21 protein-coding genes and 1 tRNA gene are annotated in these 22,544 nt (G+C 72.1%); 5 read left to right on the top strand and 17 right to left on the bottom strand.

Annotated features, from left to right (window positions below):
* Positions 1-392: 392 nt before the first annotated feature.
* The 5 genes from topA to PV796_RS18070 all read left to right on the top strand — a co-directional run bounded on the left by topA (position 393) and on the right by PV796_RS18070 (position 10,127).
* Complete coding sequence (gene topA / locus PV796_RS18090) at positions 393-3,230, top strand: type I DNA topoisomerase (RefSeq protein ID WP_274914351.1); 2,838 nt, start codon at positions 393-395, stop codon at positions 3,228-3,230.
* Between the two features lie 150 nt (positions 3,231-3,380).
* A complete protein-coding gene (gene tmk / locus PV796_RS18085; RefSeq protein ID WP_274914350.1) occupies positions 3,381-6,644 on the top strand; it encodes a dTMP kinase in 3,264 nt (1,087 codons plus the stop codon).
* A 285-nt stretch (positions 6,645-6,929) separates the two neighbouring features.
* On the top strand, positions 6,930-8,150 hold the full coding sequence (locus PV796_RS18080) for a DNA polymerase III subunit delta' (RefSeq protein WP_274914349.1): 1,221 nt from the start codon (positions 6,930-6,932) through the stop codon (positions 8,148-8,150).
* Positions 8,151-8,359: 209 nt separating this feature from the next.
* The gene (locus tag PV796_RS18075) at positions 8,360-9,964 is read left to right on the top strand and encodes an alpha/beta hydrolase (RefSeq protein ID WP_274914348.1); all 1,605 of its coding nucleotides are present in this window, start codon (positions 8,360-8,362) and stop codon (positions 9,962-9,964) included.
* A gap of 89 nt (positions 9,965-10,053) precedes the next feature.
* Positions 10,054-10,127: transfer RNA gene (locus PV796_RS18070), tRNA-Thr, on the top strand.
* A gap of 47 nt (positions 10,128-10,174) precedes the next feature.
* Here the strand turns inward: PV796_RS18070 and PV796_RS18065 are convergent.
* From PV796_RS18065 to PV796_RS17985, 17 genes are all read right to left on the bottom strand, one after another.
* Entirely contained in the window at positions 10,175-11,572 is a 1,398-nt protein-coding gene (locus PV796_RS18065) for a tyrosine-type recombinase/integrase (RefSeq protein ID WP_274914347.1), read from the bottom strand.
* A gap of 63 nt (positions 11,573-11,635) precedes the next feature.
* Positions 11,636-11,839: a helix-turn-helix domain-containing protein gene (locus PV796_RS18060; RefSeq protein ID WP_274914346.1), complete on the bottom strand. Its 204-nt coding sequence runs from the start codon at positions 11,837-11,839 to the stop codon at positions 11,636-11,638.
* 477 nt (positions 11,840-12,316) lie between these two features.
* The gene (locus PV796_RS18055; protein WP_274914345.1) at positions 12,317-13,792 is read right to left on the bottom strand and encodes an ATP-binding protein; all 1,476 of its coding nucleotides are present in this window, start codon (positions 13,790-13,792) and stop codon (positions 12,317-12,319) included.
* A gap of 2 nt (positions 13,793-13,794) precedes the next feature.
* Positions 13,795-14,643, bottom strand: coding sequence for a bifunctional DNA primase/polymerase (locus PV796_RS18050; RefSeq protein WP_274914344.1), 849 nt, complete (start codon positions 14,641-14,643; stop codon positions 13,795-13,797).
* An 84-nt stretch (positions 14,644-14,727) separates the two neighbouring features.
* Entirely contained in the window at positions 14,728-15,015 is a 288-nt protein-coding gene (locus PV796_RS18045; protein WP_274914343.1) for a hypothetical protein, read from the bottom strand.
* Positions 15,016-15,032: 17 nt separating this feature from the next.
* Positions 15,033-15,317: a hypothetical protein gene (locus tag PV796_RS18040; RefSeq protein WP_274914342.1), complete on the bottom strand. Its 285-nt coding sequence runs from the start codon at positions 15,315-15,317 to the stop codon at positions 15,033-15,035.
* A gap of 9 nt (positions 15,318-15,326) precedes the next feature.
* Positions 15,327-15,740 carry an NUDIX hydrolase gene (locus tag PV796_RS18035; RefSeq protein ID WP_274914341.1) on the bottom strand — a complete coding sequence of 138 codons (414 nt, stop codon included), beginning with the start codon at positions 15,738-15,740 and terminating at the stop codon, positions 15,327-15,329.
* 8 nt (positions 15,741-15,748) lie between these two features.
* Complete coding sequence (locus PV796_RS18030; RefSeq protein WP_274914340.1) at positions 15,749-15,937, bottom strand: hypothetical protein; 189 nt, start codon at positions 15,935-15,937, stop codon at positions 15,749-15,751.
* Positions 15,928-16,212, bottom strand: a complete 285-nt coding sequence (locus PV796_RS18025) for a hypothetical protein (RefSeq protein ID WP_274914339.1) — start codon at positions 16,210-16,212, stop codon at positions 15,928-15,930. Before PV796_RS18025 ends, PV796_RS18030 begins: the two co-directional genes overlap by 10 nt.
* A 151-nt stretch (positions 16,213-16,363) precedes the next feature.
* On the bottom strand, positions 16,364-18,445 hold the full coding sequence (locus PV796_RS18020) for an FtsK/SpoIIIE domain-containing protein (RefSeq protein ID WP_274914338.1): 2,082 nt from the start codon (positions 18,443-18,445) through the stop codon (positions 16,364-16,366).
* An 86-nt stretch (positions 18,446-18,531) separates the two neighbouring features.
* Positions 18,532-18,711 carry a DUF6257 family protein gene (locus tag PV796_RS18015; RefSeq protein WP_274914337.1) on the bottom strand — a complete coding sequence of 60 codons (180 nt, stop codon included), beginning with the start codon at positions 18,709-18,711 and terminating at the stop codon, positions 18,532-18,534.
* A gap of 78 nt (positions 18,712-18,789) precedes the next feature.
* Complete coding sequence (locus tag PV796_RS18010) at positions 18,790-19,185, bottom strand: DUF6251 family protein (protein ID WP_274914336.1); 396 nt, start codon at positions 19,183-19,185, stop codon at positions 18,790-18,792.
* A gap of 1 nt (position 19,186) precedes the next feature.
* Positions 19,187-19,390: a hypothetical protein gene (locus PV796_RS18005; protein ID WP_274914335.1), complete on the bottom strand. Its 204-nt coding sequence runs from the start codon at positions 19,388-19,390 to the stop codon at positions 19,187-19,189.
* A gap of 12 nt (positions 19,391-19,402) precedes the next feature.
* A complete protein-coding gene (locus PV796_RS18000; RefSeq protein WP_274914334.1) occupies positions 19,403-19,591 on the bottom strand; it encodes a hypothetical protein in 189 nt (62 codons plus the stop codon).
* Between the two features lie 63 nt (positions 19,592-19,654).
* Positions 19,655-19,987 (bottom strand): hypothetical protein, encoded by a 333-nt coding sequence (locus PV796_RS17995; RefSeq protein ID WP_274914333.1) that lies wholly within the window; start codon positions 19,985-19,987, stop codon positions 19,655-19,657.
* Positions 19,984-21,075 carry a DNA cytosine methyltransferase gene (locus PV796_RS17990; RefSeq protein ID WP_274914332.1) on the bottom strand — a complete coding sequence of 364 codons (1,092 nt, stop codon included), beginning with the start codon at positions 21,073-21,075 and terminating at the stop codon, positions 19,984-19,986. The genes PV796_RS17995 and PV796_RS17990 overlap by 4 nt, the downstream gene beginning before the upstream one ends.
* Positions 21,072-22,502 (bottom strand): DUF2637 domain-containing protein, encoded by a 1,431-nt coding sequence (locus PV796_RS17985; RefSeq protein WP_274914331.1) that lies wholly within the window; start codon positions 22,500-22,502, stop codon positions 21,072-21,074. The genes PV796_RS17990 and PV796_RS17985 overlap by 4 nt, the downstream gene beginning before the upstream one ends.
* Between the last annotated feature and the right edge of the window lie 42 nt (positions 22,503-22,544).

The raw sequence follows: 22,544 nt of genomic DNA, 5'->3' as shown, positions 1-22,544 counted from the left end.
GCGGTGAGTCGTGCCGCGTCCATCCTGCCAGTCCGGTCACCTGCCGTATCAGGGTGATGACGGCAACGGGGCCGCCTTGTGACCGTTTCCGCACCCGGGGTGTGACCGGGGAAGCGACGGGCCGGGGCGTGGACGGTCACGCTGTGAGATCGGCGGCGGGCCGGGGAGGCGGTCGGCGGGGCCGGCGCGGGGTGGTCGGAGGGCGGCCGGAGCGGTCGGGGCGGCGCGAAGGCATGTAGTCGGGTTACCGTTCGAGTGGCGTTGCGGGGTTTTTCCGTTTGACACGGGGGCGGGAGGTACCGTCACACTCCGCAGCGTCAAGCGTCACCGCAGTGATCTCGGGCGTCCGGCCCGGGAGCATCCCCAGCGTCGACCGGAGAGAAGAGCCAAAGTTGTCCCCGACCAGCGAGACCGCAGACGGCGGCGGCCGTCGACTCGTCATCGTCGAGTCGCCTGCCAAGGCGAAGACGATCAAGGGCTACCTCGGCCCCGGCTATGTGGTCGAGGCCAGCGTCGGGCACATCCGCGACCTCCCCAACGGCGCGGCCGAGGTCCCGGCGAAGTACAAGGGCGAGTCCTGGGCCCGCCTGGGCGTGAACGTCGACGCCGACTTCCAGCCCATCTACGTCGTCAACAGCGACAAGAAGGACCAGGTCAAGAAGCTCAAGTCGCTGCTGGCCGAGTCCGACGAACTCTTCCTCGCCACCGATGAGGACCGCGAGGGCGAGGCCATCGCGTGGCACCTCCAGGAGATCCTCAAGCCGAAGGTCCCGGTCCACCGGATGGTCTTCCACGAGATCACCAAGGACGCCATCCGCGAGGCCGTCGCCAACCCCCGCGACCTCAACAAGAAGCTGGTCGACGCCCAGGAGACCCGCCGGATCCTCGACCGCCTCTACGGCTACGAGGTCTCCCCGGTGCTGTGGAAGAAGGTCATGCCCCGGCTGTCCGCGGGCCGGGTGCAGTCGGTCGCGACCCGGCTCGTGGTCGAGCGGGAGCGCGAGCGCATCGCCTTCCGCTCCGCCGAGTACTGGGACCTGACCGGCACCTTCGCCACCGGGCGGGCCGGCGACACCAGCGACCCGTCGACGCTGACCGCGCGGCTGAACACCGTCGACGGCCGCCGCGTCGCGCAGGGCCGCGACTTCGGCTCCAACGGGCAGCTCAAGAACAGCGACGTGCTGCACCTGGACGAGGCGAACGCTCGGGCGCTGGCCGCCGCCCTGGCCGACACCCAGTTCTCGGTGCGGTCGGTCGAGTCCAAGCCGTACCGCCGCTCGCCGTACGCGCCGTTCCGGACGACCACGCTCCAGCAGGAGGCCAGCCGGAAGCTGGGCTTCGGCGCCAAGTCGACGATGCAGGTCGCGCAGAAGCTGTACGAGAACGGCTTCATCACCTATATGCGTACGGACTCCACCACGCTCTCGGACACCGCGGTCGCCGCGGCCCGGGCGCAGGTGACGCAGTTGTACGGCGCCGGGTACCTGCCCGACAAGCCGCGCACGTACGCCGGCAAGGTCAAGAACGCGCAGGAGGCGCACGAGGCGATCCGGCCCTCCGGCGACCGCTTCCGCACGCCGGCGGAGACCGGGCTGACCGGCGACCAGTTCCGGCTCTACGAGCTGATCTGGAAGCGGACCGTCGCCTCCCAGATGAAGGACGCGACCGGCAACTCCGTCACCGTCAAGATCGGCGGCCGGGCCGCGGACGGGCGGGACACCGAGTTCAACGCGTCCGGCAAGACCATCACCTTCCACGGCTTCCTCAAGGCGTACGTGGAGGGGGCCGACGACCCCAACGCCGAGCTGGACGACCGCGAGCGGCGGCTGCCGCAGGTGGCCGAGGGCGACGCGCTGGCCGCGCAGGAGATCACCGCCGACGGCCACGCCACCAAGCCGCCCGCCCGCTACACCGAGGCCACGCTGGTCAAGGAGTTGGAGGAGCGGGAGATCGGCCGCCCGTCGACGTACGCGTCGATCATCGGCACGATCCTGGACCGCGGCTACGTCTTCAAGAAGGGCACCGCGCTCGTCCCGTCGTTCCTCTCCTTCGCGGTGGTCAACCTCCTGGAGAAGCACTTCGGCCGGCTCGTCGACTACGACTTCACCGCCAAGATGGAGGACGACCTCGACCGCATCGCCCGCGGCGAGGCGCAGGCCGTGCCGTGGCTGCGGCGCTTCTACTTCGGCGAGGGCCAGGGTGAGGGCGGTGCGGCGGACGCCGGCAACGGCGACGGCGACCACCTCGGCGGCCTGAAGGAGCTGGTCACGGACCTGGGTGCGATCGACGCCCGGGAGATCTCGTCGTTCCCGGTGGGCAACGGCATCAAGCTGCGGGTCGGCCGCTACGGCCCGTACGTCGAGCGCGGGGAGAAGGACGAGGAGGGCCACCAGCGGGCCGACGTCCCCGACGACCTGGCGCCCGACGAGCTGACGGTGGAGTACGCCGAGGAGCTGCTGGCCAAGCCCAGCGGCGACTACGAGTTGGGCATGGACCCGGTCTCCGGTCACCAGATCGTGGCGAAGGACGGCCGCTACGGCCCGTACGTCACCGAGGTGCTGCCCGAGGGCACGCCGAAGACCGGCAAGAACGCGATCAAGCCGCGCACCGCCTCGCTGTTCAAGTCGATGTCCCTGGACACCGTGACGCTGGCGGACGCGCTCAAGCTGATGTCGCTGCCGCGGGTCGTCGGCGCCGACGCCGAGGGCACGGAGATCACCGCGCAGAACGGCCGCTACGGGCCGTACCTCAAGAAGGGCACCGACTCGCGTTCCCTGGAGCGCGAGGAGCAGCTCTTCACGATCACGCTCGACGAGGCGCTGGCGATCTACGCGCAGCCCAAGCAGCGCGGCCGGGCCGCGGCCAAGCCGCCGCTGAAGGAGCTGGGCACCGACCCGGTCAGCGGCAAGCCGGTGGTGGTCAAGGACGGCCGGTTCGGCGCGTACGTCACCGACGGCGAGACCAACGCGACGCTGCGGCGGGACGACGACGTCGAGACGATCACGCCCGAGCGCGGTTACGAGCTGCTGGCGGAGAAGCGCGCCAAGGGGCCGGCGAAGAAGACCGCCAAGAAGGCGCCGGCGAAGAAGACGGCGGCCAAGAAGACGACGGCGAAGAAGACCGCCGCCAAGAAGACCGCGACGAAGAAGACGGCGGCCAAGAAGACCACCGCCAAGAAGACCGCGGCCAAGACGGCGGCGAAGAAGACGGCCGCGTCGGCCGAGGACTGAAGGAAGCGGCTCCGGCCGGCGTGATCCGGCGCGGGACGAGGGCGGGCCGGCGGACATCCTCCGCCGGCCCGCCTTCGTACGCCCCGGCGCATCCGTCCGTTTGTTCGGGCGGGCGCCCGGGGGAGTGCCGCATCCCGATAGGCTGGCGAGATGACGCGTGCCGAGCAGCCAACGGTCGTGACCCCCACTTCAGACGCCCTCGCAACCGACTCCCGCGAGCGCGCGGTACGAGCCCTGCTCCGCTTCCCCCCACTGAAGCGGTTGTGGAGCGCCCAGCTCGTCGGGGGTATCGGCGATGCCCTGTCCTTGCTTGTCCTGGTACTCCTCGCCCTCCAGGCGGCGCTCTACGTGCCGTTGGGCGGTCAGGCCGTGTTCGGCGGCGGCTACCGCGGCGCCGCCTTCGCGGTCACCGCCGTCTTCGGCGTGCGGATGCTGGCGACGCTGCTCTTCGGAGCCGTCCTCCTGGGCCCGCTGTCCGCGCTCACCGCGCCGGACGGGCCGCTGGACCGCCGCTGGACGATGATGACCGTGGACGGGCTGCGGATCGCGCTGCTGGTCATCGCCCCCTTGTGGATCGACTGGACGCCCACCAGCGCGCTGGCCTGGCTGCTGGTGACGGTCTTCGTCACCGGCGTCGGCGAGCGCTTCTGGACCGTCGCCCGGGAGAGCGCCGCGCCCGCCCTGTTGCCCGCGCCGCCCCCGGAGGGCGCCGCGATCCGGCCGCTGCCGGACAACATGGACGCGCTGCGCCGCCTGTCGCTGCGCACCGCCTTCGTCGCCGTGCCGATCGCGGCCGCCGCGCTGCTGGTCTGCGCGCTGATCGGGAGGCTGCTGGGCACCGGCGTCGCGTGGTTCGACGTCCACCAGGCGGCGCTCGGTTCGTATCTCGCGGCCGGGTTGTTCGCCGCCTCCGTCTCGATCCTCTACTTCATCGAGCTGCCCGGTGGGCAGACGCCGCGGCCGCGCTCTCCCCTGGAGGGCCTGCGCCGCCCGAAGACCACCTCGGCCACGGCCAAGGCGGGCAGCGCCCCCGACAAGGGCCGCACCGGCGCCCTTCCGCTGCTGGTGCTGGCCTGCGCCGCGGTGGCCGCCGCGATCGCCGCGGCCGCCTCGCTCGCCGTCCTGCACGCCGTCGACCTGGGTGGCGGGCCGGCCAGTTACGCGCTGCTGGTGGTCGCGCTGACCGGCGGCACGGCCCTGGGCATCCGCGGCGCCCGCAAGGTGCTGCCCGGGTTCTCCCGGCGCCGGCTGCTCGCCCTGGCGGTCGCCGTCACCGGGCTGCTCCTTCTGACCATGGGGCTGGTCCCGGACACCACGACGGTGCTGCTGCTCGCCCTGCTGGCCGGGCTCAGCGCCGGCGTCGCCGCCAATACGGGCCACGCCCTGCTGGACCAGGAGACCGAGGCGTCCCGTACCGCCCGGACGACCGAGCACCTCCAGGCCGTCGTCCGGCTCGCGATAGCGCTCGCCGCGATCGTCGCGCCGCTGCTGGCCGCCGTGATCGGCCCGCACCACCTCGGCAGCGGCGCCTTCGTCCTCGCGCACGGCGGCGCCGCGTACACCCTGATGCTGGTCGGCGCGCTGCTGCTGCCGGTCGCCGCCTGGGTGTTGGGCAAGACCGACGACCGTCAGGGCGTCCCGTTCCGGCGCGACCTGACGGAGGCGGTGCGCGGCGGGGACCCGGCGCAGACCACCGCGGCCACCGGGTTCTTCATCGCCCTGGAGGGCGGCGACGGGGCCGGGAAGTCCACCCAGGTCGAGGCGCTGGCGGAGTGGATCCGCGGCAAGGGCCACGAGGTCGTGGTGACCCGGGAGCCGGGCGCCACCGCGATCGGCAAGCGGCTGCGCTCGATCATCCTGGACGTGTCCACGTCCGGGCTGTCCGACCGCGCCGAGGCGCTGATGTTCGCCGCCGACCGGGCCGAGCACATCGACAGCGTCGTCCGGCCCGCGCTGGAGCGCGGCGCGGTGGTGATCACCGACCGCTACATCGACTCCTCCGTGGCCTACCAGGGCGCGGGCCGCAACCTCGCGCCCACGGAGATCGCCCGGATCAACCGCTGGGCGACGGGCGGGCTGGTCCCGCACCTGACCGTGCTGCTGGACATCGCCCCGGAGGCCGCCCGCGAGCGGTTCACCGAGGCGCCGGACCGCATGGAGTCCGAGCCCGCCGAGTTCCACCAGCGGGTCCGGGCCGGCTTCCTGACCCTGGCCGCCGCCGACCCCGCGCGCTATCTGGTCGTCGACGCGGGCCAGGAGCCGGAGGCCATCACCACCGCCGTCCGCCACCGGCTGGACCAGGTGCTCCCGCTGTCCGAGGCCGAGATCAAGGCCCGCGACGAGGCCCGTAAGGCGGCCGAGGAGGAGGCCCGCCGCAAGGCCGAGGAAGAGGCCGCACGCAAGGCCGAGGAGGAGCGCCGGGAGCGCGAGCGCCAGGAGCAGCTCGCCAAGCTGCGCGCCGAGGAAGAGGAGCGCAAGCGCCGGGAGGCCGAGGAGGCCAAGGCCCGGGAGGCCGCCCGGCAGGCCGAGGAGGCCCGCAAGCGCGCCGAGGAGGCCCGTCGGGCCGCGGAGGAGGAGCGCGAGCGGCGGGAGGCCGAGGAGCAGGCCCGCAAGGAGGAGCGGGAGCGACTCCGCAAGACGCACGAGGAGCAGGCGCGGCTGCGCCAGGAGGCCGAGGAGCGGCGCCGGGAGAAGCAGCGCAAGGCCGAGGAGGCGCTGCTCCGCGCCGAGCAGGCCCGGATCGCGGCGGCCCAGGAGGCGGCCGCGGCCGAGGCGGAGGCGCGGGCGGAGACGGCCGCATCGGCCGAGGCGCCGACCGCGGAGACGGACGTGACGCAGCTGCGGAAGCGGATGGCGACGGAGGAGGTGCCCGGGAAGGGGGCTGGTTCCGGCGCCGCGGGTTCCGGCAAGGGCTCCGGTGGCGGTGCGCGTTCCGGTGGCGCGGCCGGTTCCGACGGCGAGCGGACGGCGGCGCTGCCGCGGCCCGAGCCGCAGGAGGCGCACGGCCCGGCGGACGAGACGACGATCCTGCCGCCCGTACGGGACGACGCCGCCCGGGGCGGCCACCAGGGAGGCGGCGCGGACTCCGAGGAGACCGCGGTCCTGCCGCCGGTCCAGGGCGACCCGGCGGACCGGGTGCCGCCGTGGATGTTCGCCCAGGAGAACGGCACGGGCCAGGGCGCCGGTGCGGCCGAGCGCGGCGCCGAGCGGACCAGGGAACTGCCGCAGCTCGACCCGGAGACCGGCCGCCCCGCTGAGCCGCCGCGGCGCGGCCGGCCGCGCCCGGAATGGGCGGAGGAGACCCCGCTGGACGACCTGCCGACGCTCGCCGACGAGCTCCTCGGTCCGCGCGCGGACGAGGACACCGACCAGGGCACGGGCGGGAACGGCCGCCGCCGGGGCCGGCGCGGCTGACGGGGCGGTCCCTGACCGGCCGAACGGCCGTGGCGGCAGCGCGTGAACGCTGCCGCCACGGCCGTTCGCCGTTCCGGGGGCCGGGTGGCGCGGCCGGCGGCGCTGGTTGTCAGTGGGGTGCACCACAATGGGTGGGGCGCGGGTCAGGACGGCTGGGTCGGGAGGGCCGGACCGCCGCCGCACGGCCCGCCGGGGCTCGTGCGACGGGCCCGGGCAGCACACGCGGGGCGCGCCCCAGGGCGCCCACCCCGCACCACACGCGGAACGGACGGGACGGCAGCAGCGATGGCGGTATGGGACGACGTGGTCGGCCAGGAGCGGGTGACGGAGCAGCTCGCCGCGGCCGCGCGCGATGCGGACGCCATCGTGACCGCTGAGGCCGCCGGAAAGGGGCCGGCGGAGCGCAGCGGCGCCTCCCAGATGACCCACGCCTGGCTGTTCACCGGCCCGCCCGGGTCCGGCCGGGCCACCGCCGCCCGCGCGTTTGCCGCCGCCTTGCAGTGCGTGAGTCCGGACCGCGGGCTCGGCGGTGCCTCCGGCTGCGGCTTCTGCGACGGCTGCCACACCACCCTGGTCGGCACCCACGCCGACGTCGAGATCGTCCGCACCGACCTGCTCTCGATCGGCGTGAAGGAGACGCGTGACCTGGTCCGCCGGGCCTCGCTCTCCCCGGCCGGCGGCCGCTGGCAGGTGATCGTCCTGGAGGACGCCGACCGCCTCACCGAAGGCGCGGGCAACGTCCTGCTGAAGGCCGTCGAGGAGCCCGCGCCCCGTACGGTCTGGCTGCTGTGCGCCCCCTCCATCGAGGACGTGCTGCCCACCATCCGCTCCCGCTGCCGCCACCTGTCGCTGCGCACGCCCCCGGTCAGCGCGGTCGCCGACATCCTCGTCCGGCGCGACGGCATCGACCCGACGGCCGCCGACCTCGCCGCCCGCGCCACCCAGGGGCACATCGACCGGGCCCGCCGGCTCGCCACCGACGAGCGGGCCCGGGCCCGCCGCGCGGCCGTCCTGAAGCTCCCCCTGCGCGTCGACGACATCGGCGGCTGCCTCAAGGCCGCCCAGGAGCTGATCGACGCCGCCGGCGAGGACGCCAAGCAGGTCGCCGAGGAGGTCGACGCCAAGGAGACCGAGGAGTTGCGGGCCGCCCTCGGCGCCGCGGCCGGCACCGGCGGCCGGCTGCCCCGCGGCACCGCGGGCGCCATGAAGGAGCTCCAGGACAAGCAGAAGCGCCGCGCCACCCGCACCCAGCGCGACAGCCTCGACCTCGCCCTGGTCGACCTCACCGGCTTCTACCGCGACGTCCTCGCCGTCCAGATGGGTGCCTCCGTCCCGCTCGCCAACGACGAGGTCCGCGACAGCGTCCAGCGGATCGCCACCGGTTCCACCCCCGAGCGCACCCTGCGCCGGATAGAAGCGGTGATCGCCTGCCGGGAGGCCCTGGAGCGCAACGTCGCCCCGCTGCTCGCGGTCGAGGCCATGACGGTCGCGCTCCGGGCGGGCTGACCCACCGGGCCGTCCCCGCCCGGCGCCGCCGATCCCGCCGGCCTCTCGATCATCGCGCACGGATCGTGTGTCTCTGGATACGCTCCGTTCGTAGCCCCGGGACCGGGACGTCGGGACCGGGAGCCTCGATCGCCGAGGAGCCGCCACCAGGAGCCACGCCGGCCACCACCGGGAAGACCGCCGCCCGGGACCGACACCGAGGGACCGTCATGCCGCCCAGCCGCCCGTTCCGCTCGACCACCGCCGCCGCGGCCGCTGCCGCCGCGGCCCTCGCCCTGCTGATCTCCGGCTGCTCGTCGGGGACTTCGTCCCCCGGCGGCGCCGCGTCCCCGGGCCGCTCGACGGAGGCCGGCGCCGATCGCCCGGCGTCCGACACCTCACCCCTGAAGCCGCTCCCCGCCGCCGTCCCGGCCGACCTCCGCCCGTACTACGACCAGAAGCTGAGCTGGCACGACTGCGGTGTGGCCGGTTTCCAGTGCGCGACGATGAAGGCGCCCCTGGACTACGCCAAGCCCAGCCCGGCCACCGACCTGAAGCTGGCGGTGGCCCGCCGGAAGGCCACCGGCCCCGGCCCGCGGATCGGCTCCCTCCTGGTCAACCCCGGCGGCCCCGGCGGCTCGGCGATCGACTACCTCCAGCAGTACGCGCCCCAGCCGGCCGCGGTCCGCGCCCGCTACGACATGATCGCCACGGACCCGCGCGGGGTCGCCCGCAGCGAACCGATCGAGTGCCTCACCGATCGTCAGATGGACCGCTTCACCCAGACCGACACCACCCCCGACACCCCCGCTGAGGTCAACCAGCTCGTCACCGCCGACCGCGATTTCGCCGAGGGCTGCGAGAGCCACTCCGGCAAGCTCCTGCCGCACGTCTCCACCATCGAGGCGGCCCGCGACATGGACGTGCTGCGCGCCATCCTGGGCGACAAGAAGCTGAACTACGTCGGTGCCTCCTACGGCACCTTCCTCGGCGCGACCTACGCCGGCCTCTTCCCGTCCCGCTCGGGCCGTCTGGTCCTCGACGGCGCGACCGACCCGACGCTGGACTCCCGCGCCGTCAACCTCGAACAGACCGCCGGCTTCAACACCGCCTTCACCGCGTTCGCCAAGGACTGCGTGAAGAAGAAGGACTGCCCGCTCGGCACCGAGAACGCCACGGACGCCGGCCGACGGCTCTCCGCCCTCTTCAAGAAGCTCGACGCCCACCCCCTCGACACCGGCCAGGACCGCAAGCTCACCGAGTCCCTGGCCACCACGGGCGTGATCGCCGCGATGTACGACCAGGGTGCCTGGCCGATGCTCCGCGAGGCCATCGCCCAGGCCGAGTCCGGCAACGGCAGCGGCCTGCTCGCGCTGTCCGACAGCTACTACGAGCGCGACGCCTCGGGCCACTACGCCAACCAGATGTTCGCCAACCCGGCCGTCAACTGCCTCGACCTCCCACCGGCCTTCACCAGCCCCGACCAGGTCCGCGCCGCCCTCCCCGCCTTCCGCAGGGCGTCCCCGGTCTTCGGCGACAACTTCGCCTGGTCCGCCCTGAGCTGCGCGTACTGGCCGGTCAAGGCCACCGGCACGGTCCACCGCATCCCGGCCAAGGGCGCCGACCCGATCGTCGTCGTCGGCACCACCCGCGACCCGGCCACCCCGTACGTCTGGGCCAAGGGCCTGGCCGCCCAGCTCTCCAGCGGCACCCTGCTGACGTACGTCGGCGACGGCCACACCGCCTACGGCCGCGGCAGCGACTGCATCGACACCGCCATCAACACCTTCCTCCTGGATGGCACCCCACCAGCGAAGAACAAGCGCTGCACCTGACCCACCCCCTCCGCCCACACCCCCACGGACCCCTCCGGAACCGAGTACAGAGCACCCCCCGCTCCTGTGTAGACTGGGCCGCGCACCACGCCGCCTTAGCTCAGTTGGCCAGAGCAACGCACTCGTAATGCGTAGGTCTCGGGTTCGAATCCCGAAGGCGGCTCATTTGAGGCCCCAGGTCGGAGCATGCTCCGACCTGGGGTTTTTCGTTCAGCGGATGCGGCGACGTCGACGGGCGCGGTCGGCGCGGCTGTCAGGGGTCTCAGTTTTGGTCTCAGTGAGGCCCGAATCGGTGTCCGGGGGAGCGGGTGCGAAGAACTCACCCATGCGGCGCATCGCGTCCTTCGACAGGTGAGACCTGCCCTTCACGTAGCGGCGGGTCTGGCTGATCTGGGTATGCCGAAGAATCTCCATGATCGTGGTCATGTCGACTCCCAGTTCGTTCAGGATGGTGCCTGCTGTGTGCCGACTCCCGTCGTACAGCCGGCGGTCGTCGATCCCGGCTTCGGCGAGTAGCTCCTTGAATTCCTCGTAGTCGGCGCGAGGATCGAGCGGGCGCCCGTCTGGGCGCGAGAACACGACGTGGTGTTCCTGCCACAGCTCACCGGCCGCAGTTCGCATCGCTTCCTGTCGGGCCTTGTGGTCGGCCAGGAACGGAATGAAGACGGGCGGGATTGGGACGGGGTTCTGGCTCTTCTTGGTCTTGGGGCGAGTGAAGGCGAGACCGCCACCCGTGCGTTCCGGGCAGACGCTTGCATGCCTCCTGCACGTCTTGGCGCAGGGCTTCGGGCAACCGCGCTTGTAGCCCTTGTGCGTGGTGCAGTCCGGTGGGCACGGCTCGAAGCGATGGAGGCGTGCGCCGCAAGCGTGGGGGTCTTCACAGCCGTGCCGCCAAGTAAGCCTCTGTAGCTGCCACTTGGGGTGGAACAGCTCGGCTTTCAGGTCGACGTACGGCCACCGCAGTCCGAGCGTTTCCCCCTGCCGGAAGCCCATGCCGACGCCGACGATCCACCGCATGAAGGTGGGCCGCTTGGCGGCGGCTTCTAGGAACGCCTTGGCCTCCTCCTGCGTGAACGGGTTCGCCTCGGTCTCGTCGACGCTCGGCGGTTCCACGAGTGTGGCTACGTTCTCGCTGACCATGCGGCGACGGTGAGCAATCTTGAGCGCGCGAGACAAGATGCGGTGCACCTTCACGACGTGCGAGGGGGCGTGGCCGGCGTCGAGCAGGGCGCGGTACATCCGTTCAAGGTGCTCCGGCTGCAGCTTGTCGATTCGGTGCTGGCCGACGCCGGGGATGATGTCGTTGCGCGTCTTCGACCAGTAGTCATCGAGCGAGCGCGGCTTGAGCTTCAGGCTCGCAATGTCGGTGAGGTAGGTCTCCATCCACTTGGCGACGGTCGGTGCGCGACCAGCCTTGGTTGCGCGGCCTTCATCGCGCTGCCGCTCCAACTCCTTGACCTTGCGCTTGATCTCGGGTTCGGTCTTGGCACGGCGGTGACGACGGTCGGGGCTGCCGTCGTTCTTCACGCCCATCGTGACGCGGCCGTGCCACCAGCCGTCGGTGCCGAAGTAGATGGACGACTCGTTGTTGGACTTGCGGGGGCTCATGGGCTCCTCCATACGGGAGACGCCCCGAGCGGGATGCTCGGGGCGTCTCGGGGCATACGTGGGTCAGTTGTGTTGGGGCGGAAGGGCCGCTACGAAGGCTTCGAGGTCAGAGCGTCGTATCCGGCGGGTGCGGCCCAACTTGATGTACTTCAGGGCGCCTTCGGCCATCAGCTCGTAGACGGTGGAACGACCAAGCGACAGTGCCTTTGCTGCCTCCTCGGGCTTGTACAGAAGTCGGTCGACGGGGGTGGCAATCGCCGTGCTCATCTGGGGTGCCTCCTGGGCAGTTCGTCCTTGTCTTCGGGGAGTTGGGATTTGGACCTTCGCGCGAGTGTGTCCGAGGTGTGGATTTCTGCGTCACCGCGTCATCTGCGTCATTTGGGCTTCTGGCCTGCGGTTTTGCGTGTCGCAGTGGCGCGGGGGTGCGTCACCGGTGCGTCATGGGCTGCGTCATCGGGTGACGCAGGTGACGCAGGATGACGCAGAGGCTGCCGTCTGCGTCACGGCTGTAGCCGCAGGCCAGGGGCCGTTTTTCGGCCCGCGTGACGCAGGTGACGCAGCGCTTCCCTTCTTAGGACAAAGGAGGGGGTGGTTCTTGTAGTTGGGTGCGCCTCACAGCGTGAAGAAGGAGCCGCTGCGCGGCGCGACCCTTGGGCGGCGCGTGGCGCCGAACCGCAAGAGGAGCACCCGCCGCGTGGTGCGGGGCGGTGCTCTTCTTGCTTGTTCCGGCGGCTGGTTCGCCGGTCAGAGCATCGACTCTTGCTGGTGCAGCGGCGGGGCCGGGCGTCGAATCATCTCGATGTAGCGGCCCTCCCTGGTGCGGCCCCAGTCGATCAGGACGTTCCGGGCGGCGAGGGTGGGCTGGAGGCGCTTGAGGCGGTCGGAGAGGACCTTGCCGGTGGTCGGCCAACCCTTGGGCAGCGGACGGCAGTCCTCCCCCGCGTACAGGCCGGTGAGGCAGTGCAGCCACTCGGACGACGTCATCCGTGCCTCCGCGCCCGGGGTGAGGGTGGCGGCGTGCTTGAGGACGGTCTGCGAGAGGAGGTCACCCTCGATGACGTCGTCGTTGAGGTCGTCCAGGCTGGCCCGGTAGGCGCGCAGCGCTCCCAGGCTGGTTGCCGCGTCGAGCTGCGCGCACACGTGCGCGAAATCCGCCATCCGCAGGTCGGTCGGCGTCTCCGCCTCAGCGGCGCGGACTTGGACCGTGAGGTCCAGGAGAGACCCGAGCACGACCGGGAGCACCTCTTCGTACTCGGCCCACAGTTCCGCCTCGGTGCGCCGGACGCGGGGGCGTTCCAGCCGCAGGGGCAGGAGGCGTTCGGCGAGGTCGGGCCGGATGACGCCGACGTCGATACCGGTCAGGAGCAAGGGGCGGCGGTAGCCGACGCGGAACACGTCGCCGTCGGTGAACAGGGCGCGCTTGACGTTCTCGGCGCCGGTGACGATGCAGCACATGGCGTCGGACAGGTCCGGGGTCATGTGGGAGAGGTTGTCCAGGGCGGTGACCCAGCCGGCGGCCACGGCCGCAAGGAGGTTCTCCTCGTCCTTCGGGGCACGGCGCAGGTCCCCGCTCATGCCCTCGATGATCCGCACGAGCATCCGCCCACCGGTCGACTTGCCGGCGCCCTGGGGACCGGTGAGGAAGGGGGCGGGGACGGGCACGGACGGCCCGAGGCAGCCGATCAACCAGGCGATGGCCAGGCACTCGGTCTCGGCGTTGGCGAAGTTGCACAGGCGCATGAGGAGGTCGATGCCCTTGCCGTCGGTGTCCTTGGCCGGGAGGGGGAGTTCGCCGGTGAGCTGGGTGCGCCGCCAGCAGACCTCGCGCGGGTCGGGAGTGGTGATGTCCCAACCGGTGGGGTGGATGCGGACGGACCGCCCGTCGCCGCGGCCCAGGTCCAGCCACGTCGCCCCGTCGACGCCGGGGGCGACGCGGATGTGGACGGGCTGCACGTCCTCGGTCAGCGCGAGCGCCTCGATCAGGTCGAGCGCCTCCTTCAGTGCCGTCCCGTTGAACACGCCACACCCGTCCTTGAACAGGCCGACCATGAGTTCCTGCCGGTGGCTGCCGGTCGTGCCCTGGGAGCGGATAGGCCGGGCCACGGGATGGCCGTTGCGCTGCGCGTACACGGTGCCGTCGACGGTGCGGAAGTACCTGAAGTGCGCCTGCGCGTAGTCGGTGATGATCGCGCGGGCCGGAGTCTTGTCCTCTTCGGCCATGGCTACAGTCCCAGCGCGGCTTGGGCGTTGGCCCAGGCGTCGGTGCAGTGCCGCAGAGACTCGCCCTTGGCCTGCGCGGCGGTGAACAGCCGCTCCACGTGCGCGTCCGCGAGGCAGCCGCACCGGCCGTGAGCGGACAGCACGGCGAGGAAGGTCCGGTACACGGTGGTGTGGATTGCGCTTTGGGCGGCGGTGATGCGCTGCTCGGCCATGGCGATGCCGCGCTCCAGGTAGACGGGCGTGCGGTGCCGGCACTCCCCGCCCCCGGCGAGCGCGGCCACGGCGACGCCAGGCCGTGCAGGCCGGGCCGGAGTGGGCTTCTTCACGACGAGTGCGCGGACGGCGTCGGGCAGGTCGGTCATGGTGCCGGTGCCGGGGCCGAGCCAACGGGCGTAGGACGCCAGGGACTTGATGTCGATGCCGGGCCGCACGGCGTTCGCGCCCTGCATCGCGCCCCGGTAGATCCAGTGCTGGCCCCGTGTCGTCGCTACCGTACGGGTGGCGGGCAGCTTCTCACGGGCCCATGCGACGGCTGCCGCGTCGTCCAGGTCGACGACCGTCAGTCCCGCGCCGCCGGGGTGGTAGGCGACGGCCGCGGCCTCACGCCACGCGGGCGCCCATGCCGCCGAGGTGAGGACGCGGGGGTCGGTGGTGGCGGCGGCCCAGGCGTGGCACGGCCGCGGGCACTGGCAGGGACCGGGGTTCTTCATGTTCGGCCGGCCGCCGCACGTGTTGCCCTTGCACGCAGGGCAGTTGCCGAACGGGACCTTGCCGGCCCGCAGGGGTAGAGCCGGCACGTCGGCGGTGACCAGGGCGAGGGCTACTCGCCGAATGTCGGTGGGTTGGGTCATGCTGGAGTCCTCCGGTTCTTGATGGGCTGGTGGATGAGGGCGGCCCCGCTTCATTGGCGTGAGAGGGGGCCGCCCTCGCTGTGTCTAGGCGGTCGTGGTGGCCCAGGTGACGGTCATGGCGTCGCGGCTCATGCGCTTGCCGGCGGCGGCGTGGGCGTCCTCGTGCGCGGTGTCGCGGACCGCGTCGCAGACCAGCAGGCCGTCGAGGGTGAGGGTCCACCCCTCGTCGCCGGCGGTTGCGTACTCGATGGCCTCGCGCGGGGTGTCGAGGTGAGGGGCGAACCCGTCGGCATCCCCGTTGCCACCGCACAGGGAACACACGGGGACGTAGCAGGAGACACGGCGAGTGTGTGCGGCGTAGTTCTCGATCACGGGTGTCCTCTCCGGTCTTAGAAGGGCGGTTCGTCGCTGTAGCCGCCGGTGCCCCACGGGTCACGGCCGGGGCCGCGGCGGCGCCAGGGCGGACGCGGCAGGGGCATCAGGAGCCAACGGCGGTCTTGGTCCCAGCAGTGGCAGGGCTCCCAGTCGGTGCCGGCGTACTCGCCGTTGTGGTCGCCGTAGTCGTGAGCGATGCCGCCGTCACCCTCGCAGTCGCGGCAGTTGGGGCGCGGGGTGTCGGTGAGGATCAGGGCCGGTCGGGGCCAGGTGGCGCGTTGGATGCGCAGTCGGGGCATGCGAGTCTCCTAGTTGCTGGTGATGGCGTGGAGGATGTCGGCGTGGTCGAACGCGAGCGGCGGCAGGTCGTCCAGGGGCCACCAGCGGGCGGAGCGGGCGTCGTCTCCAGCAGCGAGGACGGTGCCGGCGGGGACGACGGCGAGGTAGGCGACGGTGATGTACCGGCCGCGCGGGTCGCGGTCGGGGCAGTCGAAGACGCCGATCTGGCTCAGGTCGTCGGCGGCCACGTGGACGCCGGTCTCCTCGGCCAGTTCTCGCGCGGCCGCCGCGCGGCTGGTCTCCCCGGCGTCGACGTGGCCGCCGGGCAGTGCCCAGTGGCCTTCGTAGGGGTCCCAGCCTCGCTCGATGAGCAGTACGCGGCCGTCGCTGATGGCGACCACGTCGGCGGTGTAGCGGATGGTCTCGAAGTTCTCGGTCGGCATGGGGCTCCTTAGTGATTGGTGATGGCGTGGGTGACGGCGGTGGTGAGTTCGTTGATGGTGTGGCGGGCGTCGGTGCTGGCGAGGTAGAAGCCGAAGAGGACGGCCACGGCGGCGGCGCCGAGACCGAGGGACTTGTAGCGGATGAGCAGGGCCAGCAGCAGGCCGAGGATGAGGACGAGGGAGAGGGTTATTGCCACGGCAGGGCCTCCTTGGAGTCGGTGTGGTGGGTGCGGGTGCCGTCGGCGTGGATGCGGCGGGCGTGGTGGTGGAGTCGGCGGCCGATGCGGATGCGTTTGCCGGTGCCGTTGCAGCGGCGGCAGAACTTGCCGGGCTTGGCGGTGCCGTCGCGGTGGTAGCGGACGCGTTGGCCGAAGCCGCGGCAGCGTCGGCAGCGACCGAACGGCGCGGCGATGCACAACAGTGTGTAACCGGCGAGTGCCGCGGTCAGCGCGAAGAAGCTAGCGGGGAACATGGGGGTCAACTCCCGTTCCAGAGGCGGTTTTCGGGGGTTGGGCCTGATCGGCTGCTAGGCGCTAGGTGCCTGATCACAGGCCCTTTTGGGTGCTAGCGAGGGTGCTAGACCTAGCAGCGGAGGCTGCTAGGTCTAGCAGGGGTGCCGGGGGCTATGCGGCGGCCCGGTCGGCGTCACGGCGGGTGATGGCGGCGGTGATGTCGGCGCGTTCGATGCCGCGCCGGTTGCGGCCTTCGCCGTCGTCGGTCTGCCCCCAGACCTGGCCGGGCTTGATGCCCCAGGGCTTCATCGCGGCGGTGACGTTCTCGCCCTTCCAGCCGGTGTAGGCCTCCGGCCGCAGCTCGGCAAGGCGGGTGGCGATGCGCTCGCACCACACGGCCTTCTCCAGCGCCGGAATGACCGCGAGGACGTCGGCGAGGATGTCGGATCCTGCGGTGGCGTTGGGGGTTTGGCCGATGGCGTGGCCGGTGACGTTGCCGTACTCCTCACGCATGGCGCGGGCCCGGGCCACGACGGTTTCCGCGCCGACGGCGTCGACGAAGGCGGAGGCGACGATGCGGGGGTCGTCGCCTTCGCCGGCCATCCAGCAGATGCCGCGGTCGGAGCGGGAGAACATCGTGGCGCGGTAGCCGGCCTTGTACATGCTGGTGCCCAGCACCATGTCGTTGGCGGGCTGGCCCATCACCTTCAGGCAAAACCGCAGGACGGCGTTGGCGGAGATGCCGGTGGGCAGGGACTTGGCGTCCGGGCGTTGGGTGCCGAACATCGCCACCATGCCGAGCGCGGGCCCGCGCTTGACCAGGTCGGTGCAGATGGCTTCGATCTCCGCGCCGTACTTCTCGTGCTCGAAGGGGACTTGGCACTCGTCGAAGCCGAGGACGATCGGGTGCAGGCCCAGCTTCTTGTCGCCGGCCAGCTCCGGGGTCACCTTGGACTCCGGGCACCGCGAGCGCGGCAGGGACTTAATCACCTTCGCCCGCCGCCGTAGTTCCTCCTTCAACTCCCGCAGGGCCTGGACGACGTATTCGATGTCCTCGTCCTCTTCGCCGGCCCGGTAGCGGTGGCACACGGGCTCCAGGGCGCCGAAGTCGCCGGTGCCCTTGAAGTCGAACGCGTGCAGTTCGGCGCGGGGGTCGAGGGCGGCGATCAGGAGCAGCAGGCGGATCAGGAACGTCTTGCCCATGCGGGGGATGGAGCCGACGACGACGGAGGCGAACATCAGCGTGACCTGCACGTCGCGCATGCGTTGGTCGTTGCCGAACACCACGGGCTTGAACAGGTCCACCTGCCCGGACTTGAGCAGTGGCCAGGCGGGTTTGGTGGTCTCGTTCATCGGCTTGTCCCCGACCCACAGGATGAGCCGGCCTTCGTGCTCGGTGGGGTCGGGGGAGGGCCACACGCAGCCGACCTTGCGACGCAGCCCGGAGGCGAGTGGTTCGCGTTCCTTCATCACGTCGTCGGGGGTGACGCCGTAGGGGAGGTCGAGTTCGGCGCGGTAGCCGGGGCCGTCGCGGACGATTTCGCTGGTGAAGCGCATCCCGTTCATGTCGCCGCCCTTCTTGATGGCGGCGGTGATCCTCGTGTTGCCGATGCTCTCCAGCCCGCGCAGCACGATGGTGCCGGTGAGCTTTTGCACCTCGGTCTTGAGTACCGCGGGGCCGATGACGGGGGCGTCGGGTTGCTGCCCGGCCCGTCCCAGCAGCAGTACCCCGCCGGCGGCGAACGCGTAGAGCAGGCCGGGGGCCATGACGTAGAGCCACAGGGCGAAGCCGGTGCCGAACACGGCGGCGATCAGGGCCACCAGGCCCCGCAGGCGGACGCGTCCGGCGCGCAGGCGGGCCAGCCGCATGTACTCCTCGACGTCCTCGTTGGCGACGGCGTGGGCTCGCAGCGGGGCCGCCTCACGGTCCCAGACCCACCGGTTGGTGGAGGAGACGAACCGGCACGCGCCGCGGGGGGCCATGAACGTCAACCGCGCGCTGTATACCGGCAGTCGGGCGCCGTGGTAGAGGGAGGCGTAGCCGAGGTTGGCGCTGGCGTGGCGGGCGGTGGCTAGGAAGTCGCGGCGGTTGGTCATCCAGCCGGCCAGGATCGGCTTGCGCTTTTCGTTGACCAGGCCGGGCTTGGGCAGGGCGGGGTTGTCGACGGCCGGCGGTACGGCCGGGGCGTCGTCCTCGTCGGGGGTGTCCGGTACGGGGCGCAGGTGCGCGGGAGGGGTGACGGTATCGGTCATGCTGGTGCCCTGTCTGCTGTGAAGGGTGGGCAGGACCCGGGGCGGCCGGACTGCTGCCAGGCGAATACGGCCGTCCCGGGGCGAAATCAGCGGGGGTTGGTCTCGGCGCGCTTGGCGGCGTCGTCGAGGATGCGATCGACCTTGCGCTGAAGGTCGTTGAGGTCGACGTGCTCGCCTGCCAGGGAGCGCTTGCACATCCGGGCGGTGAGAACGGTGAGCTTGGCTTTCTCGGCCGCCGTGAGCGGCGGCTGGTTGTGCTGGGCCATCTCGGCTCCCGTCTGGCCGGGGCTGTCCCGGCTCCCCACCGCGCCCGACCAGTTCGGCCGGGCGCGTCTGGGCAACCGTCAGCCGCGCCGGCGGGCTTTGGCGACGTTCTTCGCGGCCGACTCGCCCTCGGGGCCGCCGACGGCCTTCACGACCGTGCCGATGCCCCACGCGGCGGAGACCAGGGCCAGGGCGATGAAGGCGATCGGGACGGCGGCGGAGGCCAGCAGAGTTGCGAGCATCGGGCCAAGGAAGACACCAGCAGCCACCGCACCGCCGCCCACGCCGGCCCCGAGGGCGACGCGTTGGACGGTGCGGTCGGGCGGGGCGTGGTGGATGTGCTGGACGACGATCGGCCGCCCGTCCTCGTACACGGCCGGGCCGGGCATCGGCGTGGGCTGGTAGACGGGCAGGCGCGTCTCCTGCCGCGGGGTGGGCAGGGGGTTGTCGAACTGGTAGCGGCGCGGGGTCGTCATGTCAGCCCTTCCTGCGGCCGGTGGCGCGGAGTTCGTGGGTGTGGCACAGGACGGGGCCGATGAACAGGCCCACGCCGTGGACGGTCCACCGCCCTTCGGTGAGGGGGCCGGGCGGGACCTCGTCGATGATTCGGCCGGTCCACCCGGTGGCGCGGGGGTCGTCGGCGCAGTTGAGGATCTGCACTTCGTCGCCTGCGTGGAACATCGGTGTCTCCTCTCAGCCCCTCTTGGGGTAGTTGTGACCCGCGGGCGGGTCGTGGGAATCGCTGCTGGCCAGGCCCGATACGACCGCCCGGAAGAACGGGTCCTGGTGGCTCTCGGCGCTGGTCATGGCTCGTCCGGCCTGTGCGAGGAGACCCTCGGTGCGCAGGTCGTCGTCCTCGGCGGTTTCGCGGCGGATGCTCATCCCGCTCCTCATGACGTCGTTGAGTGGGCCGCTCCCGGGCGGGCCGGGAGCGGCGTGGTGCGACTACAGGTCGAAAAGCCCGTCGCCCTGCCGCAGGCCGTAGGCGCGGGTCTTGCGGGCCGCGCGGGTAGCGGCGGTGTGGCAGGCGGGGCACCAGGCCCTCAGGTCCGCCGACCCGAGCTGGGCGGCGGCCAGGGGCGTGGTGGTGGGGTCGGCGGGGGCGGCGATGAGGCGGACCCAGCCACCGCGGGGGTTGGTGTAGCCGTCGTGGGTGCGGGGGCAGCGGCCGTCGTCCTTGCTGTGTGGGGTGCCGCACTGGCCGGTGCACCAGCACCGCCACCCGGCCGCCTCCATCACCGGTCGCCACAGGTCGGCGCCGGCGATCGGCTCGCTCACGCCGCCACCTCCCACCGCCTGGCGCCGACCGCGGTCGGTGCCAGGAAACGCAAGGCGGCCTCGATCTGCTGCGGCACGACGCCGTTGCCCAGCGCCTTGAGTCGCTGGGTGCGGGTCAGGCCGGGGACGTCGGTGACGTGACCGACGGGCAGGCCCATCATCCATTCGACGAACGGCGGGTTCAGGCGCCCCAGAGCGTCAGTTGGCCCGGGGGCGGGCCGTCCGGTGACGTGCTCCCAGCGTCGGACGGCGGGGAGGAAACGGCCCCAGACAGCGTCGGGTTGCCCCTGCCGTACGTCGCGCTCCGGCGCTCCCCGTCCGACGCCGTGGGCGTCGGCAGGAGTCGCCGGCTGGCGTCGGTCAGCGTCATGCCGTACCCGCTGCCGTACGGCGTCCCGTCCGCTCTCCGGTTCGCCGTGGTCCGTGAATCCGCCACGGTCGGTGTCGGCAGTAGCGACACTGCGGTCCACAGGTCCGGGCCTCCGTCCCCGTGTGCTCCGGCCCCGTTGGTGTCCGAGGTCCGCGGCATCGGCAGCAGGGCCACGGCGTTCGGCAACTGCCCGTCGTAGCCCGCACCCTTCCAGTCCCGAGCCGTCGGTGTCGGCAGCGACCGCAAGGACGACCAGCCGGCGCCGCTGGTGGGGGGCGCCCACGTCGGATGCGCGTACAACGCACCACCACGCATCGAACCCGAGGGCGGCAAGGTCGGCGAGGACGTCGGGAAATCCGATTCGAAGGTGGTTTGCGACGTTCTCAAAGACCGCGACGCGGGGTCGTAGAACGCGAAGGGCGCCCGCGATGTGCGGCCAGATGTGCCGGTCATCGGCGACTCCTTTTCGGTGGCCGGCGGTGCTGAACGGCTGGCACGGGTAGCCGGCCGTCAGCACGTCGACCGGTTCGACGCCGGCCCAGTCCACGGCCGTCAGGTCGCCGAGGTTGGGCACCTGCGGGTGGTGGTGGGTGAGGATCAGGGAGGCGCCGGGGTCGGGGTCCGCGACCCATGCCACCGTGCCCCCGAAGACGGCTTGGGCGGCCATGTCCAGGCCGCCGTAGCCGGTGCACAGCGAACCGATCCGAAGGCCGCTCACGCCGGCACCCGCGTATCCACTGTCGGGAGGGTGTAGCCGCCGGAGAGGAGGGCGGCGGCTTCCTTGCGGCGGTCTGACGCGGTGGTCACGGAGATTCCGAGGGCGTCCGCGATGACCTTCAGGTCGAGGCTCTCGGGGATGCCGGCGGCGTCGGTGAGGATCATCCGGGCGACACGGCGGGCGTCGCGTTCCGAGGGCTTGAGCCGGGCCCGGTCCTCCCTTTCGAGGGCGGCCAACTCGATTTCGGCGACACGGGCCCGCGTTTCGGCAGCACGCTGCTTCGCCGCCTCCGCGGCCTCGACATCGGCCGCGCGGGACTTCTCCTTGGCCGCCTCTGCCGCTTCCGCGGCCTTGATCCGGGCACGCGCTTCGGCGGCCGCGGCTTCCGTTTCGAGGGCAGCCTTCTGCGTTTCGGCGTTGCGGGCCCGCGTTTCGAGAGCGGCCTTCTCGTCCTCGGCGGCCTTCCTCAAAGCGGCCGCGGCGGTGGCGGATTGGAGGGCGTCGGATTCGGCGGCTGCGGTGCGTTCCGCCGCTGTGGCGGCTCGCTGGGCGGCCTGGGTGCGGGCCTGGGCTTCGATGTGGGCCTGGGCCGTGCGGCCTTCCGCAGTGGCCTTGGCGGCGCCTGCCAGGGCCGCCGCCTCCGCTCGGGCCTCCTCGACTTCCGCGGCGGTGCGAAGCTGCTGCACTTCGGCCTGGGCCTGTCGCTTCGCCGCCCGCGCCTGCGCCTCCATCTCGGCTTCCTCGGCCCGTTCGCGGCGTTGCGCGGCGGCTTGTTCGGCCTGCGCGGGCAGGGCCAGGGCCTCGTCCACGCTCAGCCCGTACTGGGCCATCTTCAGCGGCAGTCGGGCCTCTTGCGGCGCCTTGTCGACGTCGCCGTACTCGCGGATGAGCATGACGCGGTAGACGGTCCGTTCCTGCTCCCGTGTCACCGCGGCGGTGTAGGAGGGAAGGCCCCACAGCCGCATCCGCCGATACAGCAGCCAGGTCGGCCAAGGGGCCAGGATCCAGCGGTGCAGCGGGATCCGGTCCACGGCTTTGCCGTCGGCGAGTTGCGCGGCCCGCACGACCAGGCGGCGGCCGGCTTCGACGGAGGCGACGAACATCAGCGGGACCACCGCGTGCATCGCCGCCCCGACCGGATCCGTGCGGATCGGGCCGGCCGCGGCAGCGTTGAACACGATCGTCGCCACGGTGAAGGTGTGGGCCAGCAGTCGCAGCACCGGCCACGGCGCACGGCGATGGATCAGGAACAGGTCCAAGGTGAGCAGGACCACGATGCCGACGTCCACCCCGATCGGGAAGACGTCGGCGAACCAGCCGAAGCCGTGCTCGGAACCGAGCCGGGCGAGTGCGGAATACGAGCCGGTGAACCCGATCCCGGCCAGCGCCGAACCACCGCCGATGGCCACCAGGCCAAGCAGTCGCATCGCATCCGGACGCCGCCACCACCGCGCCCCCGAAACGCCGGG

Origin of the sequence: Streptomyces sp. WZ-12 (assembly GCF_028898845.1) — a bacterium.
In the GTDB taxonomy this organism is placed as follows: Bacteria; Actinomycetota; Actinomycetes; order Streptomycetales; family Streptomycetaceae; genus Streptomyces.
Note: the sequence above shows the minus strand (reverse complement) of the source record. Positions and strands in the feature narration are given on the sequence as shown.

Coding starts and splice junctions, on each gene's coding strand:
- tmk (WP_274914350.1), top strand. CDS start 3,381: ATGACGCGTGCCGAGCAGCCAACGGTCGTGACCCCCACTTCAGACGCC.
- PV796_RS18080 (WP_274914349.1), top strand. CDS start 6,930: ATGGCGGTATGGGACGACGTGGTCGGCCAGGAGCGGGTGACGGAGCAG.
- PV796_RS18075 (WP_274914348.1), top strand. CDS start 8,360: ATGCCGCCCAGCCGCCCGTTCCGCTCGACCACCGCCGCCGCGGCCGCT.
- PV796_RS18065 (WP_274914347.1), bottom strand. CDS start 11,572: ATGAGCCCCCGCAAGTCCAACAACGAGTCGTCCATCTACTTCGGCACC.
- PV796_RS18060 (WP_274914346.1), bottom strand. CDS start 11,839: ATGAGCACGGCGATTGCCACCCCCGTCGACCGACTTCTGTACAAGCCC.
- PV796_RS18055 (WP_274914345.1), bottom strand. CDS start 13,792: ATGGCCGAAGAGGACAAGACTCCGGCCCGCGCGATCATCACCGACTAC.
- PV796_RS18050 (WP_274914344.1), bottom strand. CDS start 14,643: ATGACCCAACCCACCGACATTCGGCGAGTAGCCCTCGCCCTGGTCACC.
- PV796_RS18040 (WP_274914342.1), bottom strand. CDS start 15,317: ATGCCCCGACTGCGCATCCAACGCGCCACCTGGCCCCGACCGGCCCTG.
- PV796_RS18035 (WP_274914341.1), bottom strand. CDS start 15,740: ATGCCGACCGAGAACTTCGAGACCATCCGCTACACCGCCGACGTGGTC.
- PV796_RS18025 (WP_274914339.1), bottom strand. CDS start 16,212: ATGTTCCCCGCTAGCTTCTTCGCGCTGACCGCGGCACTCGCCGGTTAC.
- PV796_RS18020 (WP_274914338.1), bottom strand. CDS start 18,445: ATGACCGATACCGTCACCCCTCCCGCGCACCTGCGCCCCGTACCGGAC.
- PV796_RS18015 (WP_274914337.1), bottom strand. CDS start 18,711: ATGGCCCAGCACAACCAGCCGCCGCTCACGGCGGCCGAGAAAGCCAAG.
- PV796_RS18010 (WP_274914336.1), bottom strand. CDS start 19,185: ATGACGACCCCGCGCCGCTACCAGTTCGACAACCCCCTGCCCACCCCG.
- PV796_RS18005 (WP_274914335.1), bottom strand. CDS start 19,390: ATGTTCCACGCAGGCGACGAAGTGCAGATCCTCAACTGCGCCGACGAC.
- PV796_RS18000 (WP_274914334.1), bottom strand. CDS start 19,591: ATGAGCATCCGCCGCGAAACCGCCGAGGACGACGACCTGCGCACCGAG.
- PV796_RS17985 (WP_274914331.1), bottom strand. CDS start 22,502: ATGCGACTGCTTGGCCTGGTGGCCATCGGCGGTGGTTCGGCGCTGGCC.